Annotated in this window: 16 protein-coding genes; 13 read left to right on the forward strand and 3 right to left on the reverse strand. The window is 44.0% G+C overall.

Annotation, left to right across the window (positions count from 1 at the left end; translation table 11 throughout):
• Positions 1-6 precede the first annotated feature (6 nt).
• Together OKIT_RS06740 and OKIT_RS06745 are read left to right on the forward strand one after the other, a co-directional pair.
• The gene (locus OKIT_RS06740; RefSeq protein ID WP_028291728.1) at positions 7-423 is read left to right on the forward strand and encodes an EbsA family protein; all 417 of its coding nucleotides are present in this window, start codon (positions 7-9) and stop codon (positions 421-423) included.
• A complete protein-coding gene (locus OKIT_RS06745; protein WP_028291727.1) occupies positions 398-1303 on the forward strand; it encodes an RluA family pseudouridine synthase in 906 nt (301 codons plus the stop codon). The genes OKIT_RS06740 and OKIT_RS06745 overlap by 26 nt, the downstream gene beginning before the upstream one ends.
• A 41-nt stretch (positions 1304-1344) precedes the next feature.
• Here the strand turns inward: OKIT_RS06745 and OKIT_RS06750 are convergent, their stop codons facing one another.
• Positions 1345-2985: an Rqc2 family fibronectin-binding protein gene (locus OKIT_RS06750; protein ID WP_007746386.1), complete on the reverse strand. Its 1641-nt coding sequence runs from the start codon at positions 2983-2985 to the stop codon at positions 1345-1347.
• A gap of 108 nt (positions 2986-3093) precedes the next feature.
• Between OKIT_RS06750 and OKIT_RS06755 the strand changes: the two genes are divergently transcribed.
• Positions 3094-3498 (forward strand): MarR family winged helix-turn-helix transcriptional regulator, encoded by a 405-nt coding sequence (locus OKIT_RS06755; protein WP_007746389.1) that lies wholly within the window; start codon positions 3094-3096, stop codon positions 3496-3498.
• A gap of 1 nt (position 3499) precedes the next feature.
• Here the strand turns inward: OKIT_RS06755 and OKIT_RS09710 are convergent, their stop codons facing one another.
• Together OKIT_RS09710 and OKIT_RS06760 are read right to left on the reverse strand one after the other, a co-directional pair.
• Complete coding sequence (locus OKIT_RS09710; RefSeq protein ID WP_007746394.1) at positions 3500-3661, reverse strand: hypothetical protein; 162 nt, start codon at positions 3659-3661, stop codon at positions 3500-3502.
• Positions 3662-3675: 14 nt separating this feature from the next.
• Positions 3676-4362, reverse strand: coding sequence for a DUF1361 domain-containing protein (locus OKIT_RS06760; protein WP_007746395.1), 687 nt, complete (start codon positions 4360-4362; stop codon positions 3676-3678).
• A 38-nt stretch (positions 4363-4400) separates the two neighbouring features.
• Here OKIT_RS06760 and uvrC point away from each other — a divergent pair, with 38 nt between their 5' ends.
• From uvrC to pepV, 10 genes are read left to right on the forward strand one after another with little or no spacing between them, the layout of a single operon-like run.
• Positions 4401-6230, forward strand: a complete 1830-nt coding sequence (uvrC, locus tag OKIT_RS06765; protein ID WP_007746397.1) for an excinuclease ABC subunit UvrC — start codon at positions 4401-4403, stop codon at positions 6228-6230.
• A gap of 18 nt (positions 6231-6248) precedes the next feature.
• Positions 6249-7565 (forward strand): GTPase ObgE, encoded by a 1317-nt coding sequence (gene obgE / locus OKIT_RS06770; RefSeq protein ID WP_007746399.1) that lies wholly within the window; start codon positions 6249-6251, stop codon positions 7563-7565.
• Between the two features lie 7 nt (positions 7566-7572).
• Positions 7573-8553 carry a ribonuclease Z gene (gene rnz / locus OKIT_RS06775; RefSeq protein WP_007746402.1) on the forward strand — a complete coding sequence of 327 codons (981 nt, stop codon included), beginning with the start codon at positions 7573-7575 and terminating at the stop codon, positions 8551-8553.
• Positions 8546-10414, forward strand: coding sequence for a single-stranded-DNA-specific exonuclease RecJ (recJ, locus tag OKIT_RS06780; protein WP_007746404.1), 1869 nt, complete (start codon positions 8546-8548; stop codon positions 10412-10414). Before rnz ends, recJ begins: the two co-directional genes overlap by 8 nt.
• Positions 10404-10931: an adenine phosphoribosyltransferase gene (locus OKIT_RS06785; RefSeq protein WP_007746406.1), complete on the forward strand. Its 528-nt coding sequence runs from the start codon at positions 10404-10406 to the stop codon at positions 10929-10931. Before recJ ends, OKIT_RS06785 begins: the two co-directional genes overlap by 11 nt.
• A gap of 46 nt (positions 10932-10977) precedes the next feature.
• Positions 10978-12063, forward strand: coding sequence for a dipeptide epimerase (locus OKIT_RS06790; RefSeq protein WP_007746409.1), 1086 nt, complete (start codon positions 10978-10980; stop codon positions 12061-12063).
• Positions 12054-12815, forward strand: a complete 762-nt coding sequence (locus OKIT_RS06795) for a serine hydrolase (protein WP_028291725.1) — start codon at positions 12054-12056, stop codon at positions 12813-12815. The genes OKIT_RS06790 and OKIT_RS06795 overlap by 10 nt, the downstream gene beginning before the upstream one ends.
• A 50-nt stretch (positions 12816-12865) precedes the next feature.
• A complete protein-coding gene (locus tag OKIT_RS06800; RefSeq protein ID WP_007746412.1) occupies positions 12866-13525 on the forward strand; it encodes a M15 family metallopeptidase in 660 nt (219 codons plus the stop codon).
• Positions 13522-14442: a proline iminopeptidase-family hydrolase gene (locus OKIT_RS06805; RefSeq protein ID WP_007746414.1), complete on the forward strand. Its 921-nt coding sequence runs from the start codon at positions 13522-13524 to the stop codon at positions 14440-14442. The genes OKIT_RS06800 and OKIT_RS06805 overlap by 4 nt, the downstream gene beginning before the upstream one ends.
• Positions 14435-15853, forward strand: a complete 1419-nt coding sequence (gene pepV / locus OKIT_RS06810; protein WP_007746415.1) for a dipeptidase PepV — start codon at positions 14435-14437, stop codon at positions 15851-15853. Before OKIT_RS06805 ends, pepV begins: the two co-directional genes overlap by 8 nt.
• The last annotated feature ends 51 nt before the right edge of the window (positions 15854-15904 follow it).

Raw genomic sequence — 15904 nt, forward strand, 5'->3', positions numbered from 1 at the left:
AACACAATGAAAAAGAAGCGTTTAATTACTTTTTACCAGGACTTGAATTTTAAAGGCCAGATGAGTCTCATTTGGCTGGGTATCTTTGTTTTCATCACTCTGATTGTCCAGCTGGAATTTTCACGTCTGGCATTCACGGCTTTTGTGATTTGGGCAGTACTCGTGCTGACTCTGCTCTTCTATTTTCTACGCTTACGATTATTGATCGATGATGACCATATTTTGTTTCAAAGCATTTTTGTCGGTAATGATTTAGAGATTGATATTAAGAATTTGGTGATCACGCGGCTGGACTTAAAGAAAAGACTAGTTGAATTCAATTTTGAAGATCAGCATTACCGAATTTGGACCAGCAAAAAAGCGATCAATTATTTCCAGAAAATCGAGCAGCAAAACCATCAAAACACTGACAGTCACAATTAAAAATGAGAAGGGTCGCTTGGACAAAGTCCTTTCCGAGAAAATTGCCGATGCTTCCCGCAGCCGGATTGATCAGCTAATTAAAGAAAGTTACGTCACAGTAAACGGGGAAAGCCGCGCTTCTAAGTATCAAGTAAACCCTGACGACAAGATTCAGGTCACGTTTCCCCAAAGCAAGCCCTTATCTTTAACGGCTGAAAACATACCGCTTGATATTGTTTATGAGGATGATGATCTGCTGGTTGTCAACAAACCAGCCGGGATGGTTGTGCACCCAAGTGCTGGACACGCTGACCACACCTTGGTTAATGCACTTTTGGCTCACGCACCTCTGTCAACAATCAACGGCGAATTTCGTCCCGGGATCGTGCACCGTATTGATAAAGATACAAGCGGCCTTTTAATGGTTGCAAAAAATAATTTTGCCCACGAAAAATTATCCGCACAATTAAAATTACATAAAACAGGACGAAAATATCTCGCGATTGTACATGGCCGCTTTTCCGAAAAAAGCGGCACAATTAATGCACCGATTGGCCGTGATCCTAAGAACCGTCAAAAACAAGCTGTTGTTGCCGGCGGGCGAGAAGCGGTTACACATTTTACGGTATTGGAACAGTTTGACAACTTCGCTTTGATTCAGGCCGTCTTAGAGACTGGCCGCACCCATCAAATTAGAGTACACATGGCTTTTATCGGCCATCCAGTCGCGGCAGACCCGCTATACGGCCCAAAAAAAACATTGCCAGGAAAGGGCCAATTCCTGCATGCAGCAAGCCTGGCTTTGACGCAACCACACACAGGAAAAGAGCTTGTATTCACGGCACCTTTACCTGAAGAGTTTCAAAATATGCTGACAAAATTGAGAAATATGTCGCATTAAAAAACGTTAATTCAATTGCAGGACAATGGAATTAACGTTTTTTAAACTTTTAATTTTTCTACTAATTCTGCGTCTGGTGTAACATAAATCGTTTGCTGGCCTTCAAAAATCACAAATCCTGGTTTTGCACCATTGGGTTTATGCAATTTTCCAGCTGGCAGATAATCGACTGGCACATTGGCGGAGTGCTTGGCTTTGCTGAAATAGGCGGCCAATTCAGCGGCCTCGACTAGAGTTTGCTCACTCGGCTGGCTAGAATGAATAATCACATGAGAACCGGGTATTTTTTGAACATGAAGCCAGATTTCGTCTTTTCTTGCACGTCTTAGACTAAGTTCGTCATTTTGGAAATTGTTTTTACCAACTTCGATTGCTGTTTGGTCACTGGAAAGGAACTGATCCGGTTTGGCGACATTGTTTCTTTTCTTGGCTGGATTCTTGTTTGTTTTTTTGTCTTTGAGAACGCCTTGGTTGACTAATTCAAGTTTAATCTGGTCAAGATCTTTGGGAGAGGCGTCTTTGAGCTGTTCGTCAATCGTTTCAAAATAATTCAGGTCGGCCGAAGTTAGAGCGATTTGCTCATTGAGATGTTTAACTGATTTTTTCAGTTTTTGATATTTAGTAAAGTATTTTTGGGCATTGGCATTAGCAGAAATTTTTGGATCCAGCTGGATTTTTCTGTCTTGGCCGTCATAATAGTTTTTCAGCGTGACGGTTTTTGCACCATGTGTGACCTGCTGTTGGAAGGCGGTTAAAAGTTCGCCATTAATCCGGTCATCTTCGGCTTGATCTGTTTTCATCAGATCACCATTCAGCCTTGTGAGCTTACGGCGGTTTTTATGCAGTTCGTTTTTAACAACCTGGTCAATTTGAGACGATAATGCATGCACGCGGGATTCGTTGGCTGATTCAGCATAAAAATTATCCAAGAGATCTGACAGGAGTGAAAACTGTTTCTTCTCCCCGGTCAGTGTCTGGTATGGGAAAACGGTAAATTCGCTTTTACTGCCATTTTTTGTCATCGTTGGCTCAGCTTGATCAAATTTTTTGAACCAGTCGGGCAGATAGGCTGCCTGCGCCGCTTCTTGTGCTGACAAAGCCGACATGCCTTGGTAATGCTGGAAAAGAACTTTGGGATCGCTGGAAGTAAACTCGCTTGATTTAAAAGGATCGATCAGATCCTGCTTGGGCGGCCGCTCATATTGAGCGCCGGGCATTAAGACACGGACGCGGTTTTCAAAAGCCGGTACATGCTTGATTAATTCGACAATTTTATTCTCGGCATCCAACAGGAAAATGTTCGAATGCCTGCCCATGATTTCCAGCACAATCCGATAAGAAACAGCGTCGCCGATTTCATTAGCGTTTGCAACTAAAATCTCCAAGATACGGTCGTTTTCTACCTGCTTGAATTGAATAATTTTGCCGCCTTGCAAGTAACGCCTTAAGACCATGACGAAATTCGGTGCAATAATCGGGTTTTCAAAATCAACCTGCGTAATTTGAGCACGTGCCATGACGGGATGTGCCGAAAGCAGCAGCTTTCGGTTCTTGCCAAAAGAACGGACTGTCAAGATAATTTCGTAAGGGAAAGGGAAGGCGATCTTGGAAATCCGCCCGCCAGCCAATTCCTTATTCAATTCTTTTGTCATCGCGTGCAGAAAAAGTCCATCAAAAGCCATAAACCTAGTCTAAAACAAAGTCCAAAGATTTTCTTAAATTGATTTTATGTTCGCTTGTATAGTACAAAATCAGTGTTTATAATTTGTTGCAGTATACAAAGACTAATTATGAAGACAGCTTTGGAAAGTTTAAGAAATGCGGATGCGCTATATACAGAAAAACTCGTCAAATTGATGAAATCTTTTGGCTTGACAATTGCAGAACACCGTCTGCTATTGCTGATTGAGTCTGGGCTGGATACGCAGGAAAAAATTTCGCAGGCAACCAGCCTTGATACCTCAACTTTGAGCCGACAGCTTAAATCGGCCGTCAATAAAGACCTTTTAGATAAAATTGCGACCGGGCGGGACAAGCGCCAGTTGATTTACTCCGTTACTGAACGGGGCTTGGATGATGTGAAGAAAATTGCCGCTGAATTGGCACGTCTGGATGCCGCGGCTTTTGAGAATTGGAATCAAAACGACCGCTCGCTGCTCGAGCAGCTTTTAGAGAAACTTGAAAATTCTTTTTGATTTATTTTTTCTCTTTGTCGTCCACGCGGCGTGTTTTCTTGACACGGTCTTTTTGGCCCAATGCTTTCTTACGTAACTCAGCCTGTTCATTATCTTCAGGCATGACAAAGTATTTCTCTAACTCTTTATATTGATCATTTTCTAGTTTTTGAATTTTAGCCATGGCAACCTCGCTAATTAAATTTTATCTGTTTTGCGCCCATCATTGAAAATTAAGTAAAACAGCCAGTATAAAGCTAATGTCATTGTGGCAAACAAGATGACAAAACCTAAAGTATGCTCGTTTAGCTGCCGAAGAATATTTGACAATAAAAAGCGCGGCCTTCTGAGAATATCCCAAGAATTAAATCTTGGGAAACGGCCTAAAAAGATGCCAAAACCAGCTAATCCGCTGACAATCACTGAAAACAGCCAGGCCAACGGTGTATTAAACCGTTTTCTGATAATTTCATCGACAATATAAAGAGACAGCATCCCCATCAGTACACCTGTAATAATTGAAAAAGTGGCAAATAAAACACCAAACCAGGCCGAATGAAAAGTGGAGATATTCAAGCCATAAGAGACGCGGTAGAGATTTAAATGAGCCAGATCTGTGATCATATAGGGCGAATTTGGAAAAACGAACAGCCAGGCCAGCCCGATAATCAAGGTGATAAAAATAGGTGCTTTGTGGTCATGGAGAAAATCAATGATCAGTGCGAAAACCAGTGGCAGCAAAGCGAGGAAAATATTCCATAGATATGCACGCACAAGCGGAATATAATCCGCAAAAAAGAAGGCAACAACGCCAAGCACCAGATAGGTAAAAATCAGGCCAAAGGTGAGGCGGTAATTACGTTTGTTTTTCAACTCATTTAACATTAAATTCATTCTAACTTAGATTTGTTTATAATTTTATCGTGGCTTCCGAGTTAATCGAACAAAAATTAAGACTGCTTCCCGATCAGCCGGGTTCCTATCAAATGAAGGATAGGAATGACAAAATTATCTATGTCGGCAAGGCCAAAAATCTGAAGAATCGTGTCAGGTCTTATTTCAAATCCGAGCACACAGGCAAAACGGCTGAATTGGTGGCCAACATTCATGACTTTGAATTTATTGTGACCAATTCCGATAAAGAAGCTTTTTTGTTGGAAAATACGCTGATCAAGCGCTATCGGCCTTATTTTAATATTCGTTTGAAGTTTTCCGGCTCTTACCCCTATATCGAAATTACAAACGAGCGAGACCCGCGCCTGATTTTAGCCAATACGTTAAAACATGATCATGGAACTTATTTCGGTCCCTATCCTAACGTCTATGCGGCCTCTGAAACACTGCATTTTCTGGAGTCCACATATCCGCTCCGCCGCTGCAATGGTTTTCAAGGCCGGCCTTGCCTCTATTATTCGATGGGACAGTGTCTGGGTGCTTGTTTTCGTGAGGTTCCCGAAGAAGAATATGCCAAGAATGTGGCTGCCATTACACGTTTTCTGAATGGCGATACGAAAAAAGCTATTCATGACATTCAAAAGAAAATGAAGGGTGCTTCAGACCGCATGGAATATGAGCTGGCGGCTGATTTGCGCGACCGTTTGAAGTTCATTGACCAGACGGTCGAGAATCAACGGGTACTGCAAAACGATCACACGCCGCGCGACCTGTTTAACTTCTATATGGATAAAGGCTGGATGACGATTGAAACATTTTTCCTACGCCAGGGACGTCTGCTCCGCCAACAAAAAGAGACTTTTGCGATGGTTGATTCGGCGACAGAAGAATTGGAATCCTATATTCAGCAGTTTTACGGCCAGAGAAATGCGCAAAAACCTAAAGAAATTCTTGTTCCTAAGGGTGTTGACACGCAGCTTTTGACAGAGACGATGGAAGTGCCGGCTCGTGTCCCAGCCCGGGGCGAGAAGCGCGATCTGCTGGCTTTGGCCGAAAAAAATGCCCGTATCACTTTGGAAGACAAATTCCGTTTGATGGAATTAAATGAGCAGAAAACCACGGGTGCCATGAAAGAAATCACAGATGCGTTGAAACTGCCGCAAGGCCATCGCTTTGAATCTTTCGACCATTCCAGTACGCAAGGGACTAATTACGTTTCGGCCTTAGTTGTTTTCGAAGACGGCCTGCCCAACAAAAACCTTTATCGCCGCTACAAGCTGCAGACCCCGACTGGGCAGGACGAAGCTCAGGCGACTTTTGAAGTGATTACGCGCCGTTATACGCGTTTGCGTGATGAAGGGCAGATGTACCCGGATTTAATTCTCATGGACGGCGGCGAGATCCAGCTGCATGCGGCCGAACGCGCACTTAGAGAGCTGAATATTAAGATCCCTGTTGCGGCCATGGTTAAAAATGATAAGCATCAAACGGCTGATTTACTGAATTCACAAGGAGAGCATCTTTTTTTGGACCCGCATTCGCAAGGCTTTTATCTGCTGCAGCGTATCCAAGATGAAGTGCATCGTTTTGTGATTACTTTTCATCGCCAACTGCGGACAAAGACGAATTTGTCTTCACGCTTAGATGAGATTGCCGGTATCGGCCCGAAGTCGCGGATTAAACTAATGCGCCGTTTCGGATCCCTGCCTAAGATTGCTGATGCCTCGCTAGAAGAATTGCAGTCACTGGGAATTGGCGCTAAGACGGCAGCTTTGGTCAAGGTTTCTGTGACCGCTATGGTACGATCTGAGAATAAAAAAGTCTTTGTCAAGGCAAAGCGAAAATTTGAAAAAGAATAGACCTGTATAATAGATTAGATGGCATTCGTAGATCAAGCAACAATTGAAATAAAAGCCGGCAGCGGCGGTGATGGAATCATCTCTTTTCGTCATGAAAAATTCGTTCCATTGGGCGGCCCTTTTGGTGGTGATGGCGGTAAAGGCGGTGACGTCTATTTTATTGCCGATGAAGGTTTAAGGACTTTGATGGACTTTCGATATAACCGGCATTTTCGTGCTAAACACGGTGAAAAAGGCGGCACGAAAGGCATGACCGGCGCATCCTCTGATGACTTGTATATCAAGGTACCGACTGGAACCATTGTTTCGGATGCAGAAAATAATCAGCAGCTGGCCGATATGACAGAAAACGGGCAGACTTTTATGGTAGCTAAAGGCGGACGCGGCGGACGCGGCAATATGCGTTTTGCCACACCGTCCAATCCAGCGCCGGAAATAGCTGAAAACGGCGAACCCGGACAGGTTTTGAAGGTTAAGCTGGAATTAAGAGTTCTGGCAGATGTTGGCCTGGTTGGTTTCCCATCCGCTGGCAAGTCAACTTTTTTGTCCGTCGTTACTTCAGCCAAGCCCAAAATCGCGGCCTACCATTTTACAACGATTGATCCCAATCTGGGGATGGTGCAATTACCTGACGGCCGAGATTTTACAATTGCCGATTTGCCAGGGTTAATCGAAGGTGCCTCCAAAGGTGTCGGACTGGGCTTTGAATTCTTGCGGCATGTTGAGCGCGCGCGTGTCTTGCTGCATATGATCGATATGAGTGAAGAGTCCGGTTTGGGTATCTCGCCTTTTGAAGCTTACCAGCAGATTAATCATGAACTGGTGACTTACGACCCGGCTCTTTTACAGCGCCCAATGATCATCGTGGCGACGAAAATGGACCTGCCGAGTTCACAGGCTAATCTGCAGCAGTTCAAGGCAGATTTAGCTGCACATGATATTGATCAGCCTGTCGAAGAAATTTCCTCTGCGATGCAGAAGGGAACGCGCCAGTTATTGTTGAAGGTCGCGGATCTTTTGGATCAGACACCTAAGACAATTGCAAAGACCAATCAGGATGCCGAGAATCAAAGTGGCGAAAAGCTTTATGAATTCAAAGATGACAAGGCATTTGATTTTCAAATCGAGCAGGATGGCGATGATTGGGTGATTGTGAGCGATCGCATTAGCAAGCTGGCTAAGATGACCAATAAGACCACCGATGAATCGCTGCGCAGGTTTGCGCGCCAACTGCGCAACTTTGGTGTTGATGAGCGTTTGCGGCAAAGTGGTGCTAAAGACGGCGATATGGTTTACATTGACGGTGCGGATTTTTCTTTTGAGTTTGATGAGTAATTAAGATATGGAAATAGAATTTTTAGGAACAGGTGCTGGACAACCGAGTAAACAACGAAACGTCACGTCAATTGCGCTGCGTCTTTTAGACGAGAGAAATGAAGTTTGGCTGTTTGATGTCGGTGAAGCCACGCAGCATCAATTATTAAAATCAAATACAAGAGCGCGCAAGATCACGAAGATTTTTATCAGTCATATGCATGGCGACCATATTTTTGGTCTGCCGGGTTTTTTGACTTCGCGAAATTTTCAAGGATCCGAAGCAATTGATCAGGGCCGTCCCAGTGATTTGACCATTTATGGGCCAGCTGGTTTGCGGCAATACGTTTTTTCTGCACTGAAAGCAGCACAAGTCCGTCTGCAGTACCGCGTGGATTTTGTCGAGGTGCATCCAGGCGTTGTTTTTCAAGATAAACAATTTTCAGTAACGGCTTTTGCGATGAACCACGGCATTGAAGATTATGCCTATCGTATTGTTGAAGCTGACGCGGTCGGCGAACTTCAGGTGGCTAAGCTATTAAACCTTGGCTTAAAATCCGGTCCCTTGTTTGGACAAATTAAAGCTGGCCAGGATATTAGCCTGCCCGACGGTCGCGTGTTGAAGAGTGCTGATTTCATCGGGCCTGATCGGCCTGGCAGGATTGTGACAATTGTTATGGATACTAAATCCAACCCAGCAATCATTGAAGCTGCCAAAAACGCCGACCTGCTGGTTCATGAATCGACCTATGATGGACAAAACACAGCCATGGCCAAAAAACACGGCCATTCCACTTGTGTCCAAGCGGCTGAAAATGCGAAAAAAGCTCAGGCTAAACATTTAATTTTGACGCATATTTCGGCACGCTACTTGGGCAGAGCCGCTGATAATTTATTGGATGAGGCCAGAGCTGTTTTTAAGAACACAGATCTTGCTCACGACTTAGCTGTCTTTCCGATTCCTGCTAAGGTCCCTGTCACGGAGAAATTGGTTAAAGCTCATGCTTGATAATCAATATCCTTGGGTCAAAAAAACAGTCGACAACGAGTTTGAAAATGCGGTGATGACGCATTTTTCATTCGATCAAGTGACCAGCCGGATTTTGGCCAGCCGTTTTTCTACGCTCAGTGATATTCATGATTTTTTGGCTACAGACGCAGACGATTTGATTGCGCCTAGCCGATTGGCACAAATCGAGCAGCTGAAGACACGGTTGGATTTGGCCATCAGCCGTCACGAACAGATTGTCATTTATGGCGATTATGACGCGGACGGTATGACAAGTACGGCCATTTTATATGATTTGCTGAAATCCTTAGGTGCCAAAACTGATTACTATGTCCCAAATCGATTCAAAGATGGCTATGGCCCTAATCCGCTTGTTTATCAGCGTTTGATTGACGAAGGGGCTCAAGTTATTTTTGCAATTGATAATGGTATCAGCGGCAACCAAGCTGTTGATCTGGCTAATTCGCAAGGTGTCGATGTCTTGATTGCTGATCACCATCAGATTCCCGATCAGCTGCCGAATGCAAAAGTGATTATTCATCCTGACCTGTCTCCCGATTATCCTTTCAAAGGACTTTCAGCTGCTGGCCTTGCATACAAGATCGCCAGCTATTTGATTGGGCCGGAGAAGGCGGAGAAGTATCTGCCACTGACAACAATTGGAGAGATTGCTGATGTGATGCCCTTATTAGGTGAAAATCGTGCCATGATCAAAAAAGGGATTGCCTTGCTGAAATCCGGCAGCAATCCAGGACTGCAAAGCATCATGAAAAAGGCGGCCTTGCCCATTAAACATTTATCTGCTCAGGATATTGCTTTTAAAATTGCGCCGCGGCTGAACTCATTAGGACGCATGGCTGATGCCTCTATGGGTGTTGAGTTGTTAACAAGCCAGGATCCAACTATGATTGCAAAACTGACCAAAGAAGTTGAACGCTGTAATCAGAAAAGACGGACTGAGTCCAATAAAGTTTATGAGGCCGCTGCAAAACAAGTACATATGGACCGTTCCGATGTGATTGTTGCTGCTGGTGAGAATTGGCACGAAGGGGTCATTGGCATTGTTGCGGGCCGTTTAGCCCAACAATTCAACCGTCCGGCACTTGTTTTCTCAATTAAAGATGGCGTTGCCAAGGGATCCGGCCGGAGCTGCGGTGATTTTGATCTTTATACATTACTGGAAAAAGGCAAGAGTTTATATCTGTCTTTTGGTGGGCACAAACAAGCAGCGGGCCTCAGTTTGCCAGCAGTTGATTTACCCAGATTGGATCATATTTTAAATGACACCAGCTTTGATTTTCCGAAAGATAAAATCCTGCTTGATGCAGATATTGATGCCAAGCAGGTTTCGCTAGCCGCCTATCAGCGCCTCGAGAAATTAGCGCCTTTTGGCCAGGAAAATCCAGAACCTGTTTTTGAATTTCAGCATCTTCACCTGCAGAATATCCAAATTCTTGGTGCTGACAAAAAGCATTTCAAGCTGACTGTGAGTGATTTTCAGGGTGAGATATTATTTTTCAACCGCCCGGATCTGATTGGCAAATTACAAATTGGCGAAGCAATTGCCATTGTGGGGACACTTTCGGTCAATGAATGGCGCAGCCATCAGACACTGCAGATTATCGCCAATGATATTCGTAGTGAAGAGGCGGTTCCAGATCGAAGCGTTTTCGCTCGCATTTATAGCTATTTTTCAACAAGAAATGTGACTTATTCACCAAATGATTTCTATCAAAAAGTTTTTTTGGAATTAGGATTTGTTAAAATTGTTGATGGCGTTGTTTTTGTTAATCCAAAAGCAAGGCATGCTGAATTATCTGAGTCTGACACATATCGAAAGCGAGCTGAAAATGGATATTGATTTACATGATTATATTGCGACCACACCGGATTTTCCGAAAAAGGGGATAATGTTTCGCGACATCAATCCACTGATCGGTAACGGTCCTGCCTATAAGCAAGCAATTGATCAGCTGATTAATTTCGCCAGCCCCTTAAAACCGGATATTATTTCTGGTCCAGAAGCACGAGGATTCGTGATTGGATCTCCGATGGCCTACGAGATGGGCATTGGCTTTGTACCGGCTAGAAAATATGGCAAACTGCCGCGCAAAGCAGTTAGTTCCAGTTACGGATTGGAATATGGCCACAGCGAGCTGCAGATGCATGTTGACGCAATCAAACCGGGACAGAGAGTTTTCGTTGTCGATGATCTCTTGGCGACTGGTGGTACGATTACAGCTACGATTGACCTCATTAGACAATTAGGTGGCATCGTTGTCGGTTGCGGATTCTTTATTGAACTCGAAGATCTGCACGGCCGCGAAAAAATCATGGAAACAGAAAACATCCCGTTCATCGCTTTATTGGAATATTGATTAATAAAACCAGCCATCAGGCTGGTTTTTTAGTACCCTAGATTACATGAAGATCATTGAATGCAAACTTGCTCATTATGAAGTACCGTTAAAAACCGTTTTCAAAACTGCTCTGCATGCCCAGAACAAAGCTAACGGCTGGATTGTCCGATTAAAATCAGACCAAAACCACGAGGGTTATGGGGAGGCGATTCCTTCCTTGCGCGTGACAGGTGACAGCGATGCCAGTATTTTTGGTGTCTTAACGCAAGTTATTTTCCCAGCAATTGTGCAGCATGATTTTGAAAATATCGGCAAATTTGATGATTTCGTCAGCAAGCTGCTAACAGGCAATACAGCTGCTAAAAACGCAGTTAGTCAGGCGGCTTTGGACCTGATTATTAAAGACCGGCAGACGAGTTTGCAGCATTTTTTTGGCAGTCCGAAAACGCATATTACAACAGACTACACATTAAGTATTAATGATGAAAGCAGCATGGCAGTTCAAGCAGAAAAACTGATCAGGGCGGGTTTTTCGACTTTGAAAATAAAATTGGGCGATAGTCCGATTCAAGAAGAAGTTGCAAAGCTCCAGCAGCTGGCCAAGGAATTCCCCAAAGTTGTTTTTAGAGTTGATGCCAATCAAGCTTGGAATATCGCTAAATCGCGTCAATTTGATCAATTGGCTGCTGCGGCTAACTTACCGATTGCTTGTATTGAACAGCCTTTGCCGGTCGGCTATGAAGATGGCTACGCTGATCTAACCAGCAGCAGTCATTTTCCGATTATTTTAGATGAGTCGATTCATGATTTTAATGATGCCCGTAAATTACGTCCTGGGATTGATTTCACTGGTTATAACGTTAAATTGGAAAAAACCGCAGGTATTTCTCAAGCCAAGGCACTGCTGGATTATTCTGAATCGCTGGACCTGCCGATCATGGTCGGCTGCATGATTGAATCAAATATCGGCATTGCTTTTGCTGCAGCTATGGCGTCGTCCTATGCCAATGTCCGTTTTATTGATTTGGACTCTGCTCTGATGTTTCAGACGGAGATTTTTAAAGGCTGGCTGACAGATGAAGCCAATGGTTATCGTTTTAATGAGCAATTTGTGGCAAATGATGCTTTAAGGGAGCTGCCATGGCAATGAACTTTTCGCAAATCAGCCAGGAAATTGAAGATATTTTGGAAGGCGTCAGCCCGACGACCAATTTTTCTTTTTATTTGGCATTTGAAGATAAACAATTTACTTATCACGCTAACCGTACCCTGCCTAGTGCAAGCCTGATCAAACTCATGATTGCAGATTTTTACATGACACATTATTCTGAGCAGGAGTTGACCGAACAGACAACTAAATTAGATTCACTGATTTTTGGTGCAGGCATCACGTCGATTTTGCAGGCAGATAATTTTTCGCTAGCGGATTTAATCACGATGATGCTAAGCCTGTCGGATAATCGCGCAGCCAATACTTTAATCGAATTTGCCGGTCTCGCGCCATTGCGCGATTGGATTAGCAGTCGTTATCCGAAAACCATTCTAGCGAGAAAATTTATGGATTTTAAAAATTCCGAAGATAATTTGACAAACGTCTATGATCTAGCTGCTGCTTTGACTGCGCTGATGCGCTTTCCTTTGACCAAGCGTGCACTTTTAAATCAGCAGTCTTTGGATAAATTTGAAATATCTTTTGCTGAATCCAGTGACCAGCGAGCCAAGTTTTACAATAAAAGCGGTGAAGATGACGGCATTGACCACGATGCGATTTTGTTTGAAAAGGGCAATCAGACAGCCACAATGATTTTAATGACCCAGTATGATTCCCAGCAGCAGAGCCGCCTTAGCATTATTAATCTGTTTTCCGAACTGGGTTCTTTAGTCTGGGCATCATTAAAATAGCTGCGGCGTATACTCAAGTTAAAAGTAATTTACAGTGAAAGAATATTTGTATGCCAAAAATTAAAATTGATCTTCCGCAGGAAGCTTATTTAAATAATCCCTTTTTGAGACTTGTGAATCGCCAACATCAATTGCGGTCTGAGCTGGTTTTTGATCGTTTTAAAATCGGCCGACAATCTTTTGACAAGGGCATTTTAGACAATCTGATGCATTTGATCAGTGATGCAGAACGGCATATGTTTAAAATCACACTGGTCTGCGGCTACAAATCTATTGCCCAGCAAAAACAGCGGTATGATCGACAAATCAGACTTTTGAAAAAACAAGGATTAACAAGCATCGAGGCAGCATCCGAGCTTTTGCAAACAATGCCCGAGCCTGGTGCTTCTGAACACCATACGGGATTGGCAGTCGATTTGATCGATAAAAGCTTTCTCGATGAAATGGGCGGCCTATCGACAGCATCTGACCAGCTATCCTCGCAGCAGTGGCTGATCGCTAATTGCAGCAAGTATGGCTTTATTCTTCGCTTTCCAAAGGACAAAGAAGCTCAGACCGGTGTCGCATATAAATCTTGGCACTTTCGTTTTGTAGGGATTGAAAATGCTCGATATATGCAGGCATTAAATCTCAGTTTGGAAGAATTAATCACACTCTTAAAAAAGGAAAAAAGGGACAAATTAACGATCCCGACACAATATAACTCATGAAACATCGAACACAGATTCTTCATTTGAAAAACGGTTTTGATCTCTGGGGTGCCCGTTTTGGCAATCCTGATGCAAAAATAAAGATTCTCGCGCTGCACGGCGGGCCTGGAGATGATGCCAACGAGTTCATTCCCTGGGCTGACCAGCTGCAGGAATTTGGCGGTTTGGATGCTGAAATCTATGCTTATGAACAATTAGGATCCTTTCACAGCGAATCACCAGATTTTTCCAAGCAGACAGAAGTTGATAAATATTTGACACTAGACCGGTATGTTCAGGAAGTTGATGAAGTCAGGGCACTTTTCGGCCTAGATAATTTTTATCTGATTGGCCATTCTTGGGGCGGGATGCTGACTTACGAGTACATGCTGCGTCCGGATTTTGCCAAACATTTAAAGGCTGGGATTGTGTTTTCCATGACGGATAACATTGCCGATTATGTCGACCAGATTAATCAGGAACGTTTGGACATGTTTGGTGAACAAGAAGTAGCTTACATGCAGAGCATCGAAAAATCCGGTGATTTTGCCGATCAGCGTTATCACAAGGATTTGGTGGCGCTGTATAAAGCCCATTTGAACCGTGATCCGAACTATAATCCGGATCAGGGGATGGCGATGATGGCTGAACCTGTTTACAATCACTTTCAAGGTAATAATGAGTTTGTCGTGACAGGTGCAATGAAGGGTTGGGATGTTTCTCAGCGCTTGGACGAGATTAATTTGCCCGTCTTATTGACTTTCGGCGAATACGATACAATGCCGATTGCTTCGGCAAAGAAATCGCTGGCACATCTCAAGCATGGCCGTCTGGCAGTGACAAAAGACGGTGGTCATTCGCATGCCCAAGATCATCCAGCAGAATTTTTTAAGCATTTAGGCGCATTTATCAGAGAGGTGGAGGTTGACAATGTCTGAAATGGCTTTTATTGAAGAAAATCATGATGCTTGGCTGACAGATTTAAAGGAACTATTAGCTATTAATTCAATTCGTGATGATCAGCACGCCGATCAGGCGCATCCTTTTGGCCCCGGCCCGAAAGCCGCACTAGATAAGATGCTCGCATTTGCTAAAAGAGATGGTTTTGATCGCACCGGCAATGTGGCAAACAAAGCTGGTTATATCGAAATCGGGCCAAAGGATGCCAAGCAAACTGTCGGAATTTTAATTCACGTGGACGTTGTCCCTGTTGACCGCGAATTATGGGATAGCGATCCTTTTGTGCCGAAAATTGTCGGTAGTCGTCTTTATGCCCGTGGCGCTGATGATATGAAGGGCTCGGACATGCTTGTTTATTATGCCTTAAAAGCCTTAAAGGATCAGGCTGGCCAATTTAAAAACAAAGTGCGTCTGATTATCGGCACGGACGAAGAAAACGACTGGGATGATATGGCCAGCTATTTTGCTGCTGAAGGCCGGCCGGATTTAGGTTTTTCACCAGATGGTGATTTTATTGTCGAGAATGCTGAAAAAGGCATAGCGCATTTGGATCTTTTGTCTGATAGCCACTCGATTCAGACAGACAAAAATGAACCGCTATTACTGTCTTTTCAAGCTGGTAAAGCATCTAATATCGTTCCAGGCGTTGCTACTGCTGATGTCCTTAATTTAGATGCGGCCACAGTGCAGATCGATTTTCAGAAATTCTTGGCTGATCAAGGTATCACTGGCAGTTTGACCCAAGAAGGAACAAACAGTCATTTTGTGTTAAACGGTTTTTCGGTACACGGTTCTGTGCCTGATGAGGGTAAAAACGCAGCAACATATTTGGCTTTGTTTCTTAGCCAATATTCGTTTGAAAAGACGGCGGCGCGCTGGCTGGATTTTCTCGGTCATGTCCTGCATCAGGATTATTTTGGCGAACAGCTGGGTATCGGGGTCACAACCAAAGACATGGGTAAGACCACTCTGAATGCCGGTATCATCGACTGGCAAGCCGGTCATCAAGCGGCCATTAACTTGAATTTGCGTTATCCGGTTGGCTTTCATGAACACGAGGCTGCCCGTCTGGTGTCCGACCGTTTTCCTTGGATCACTGCAAAAGCAGAAGGAGACGGTATGGCCCCGCATCTGTTATCAAGTCAAGATCCGGTCGTCACAAGCCTGCTTCGTATTTACAAAGAGGTGACTGGCAAAGAGACGCATCTAAATGTTTCGGCTGGTGCTTCTTTTGGCCGCCTGATGCCGCGAGGGGTTTGCTATGGGACGCGTTTTATCGGCCAATCATCGACTGCACATCAAAAAAATGAATATTTTCATCTGTCGAACTATGAGCCAGCCATGAAAATTCTGATTCGCTCCATCAAGGCCTTAGCCATGCTGGACTAATTTGTGAGATTGTGAATTAGCTTTTGATAAATTGGACTAAAATAGAAATGA

This window comes from Oenococcus kitaharae DSM 17330, from assembly GCF_000241055.1.
GTDB lineage: Bacteria > Bacillota > Bacilli > Lactobacillales > Lactobacillaceae > Oenococcus > Oenococcus kitaharae.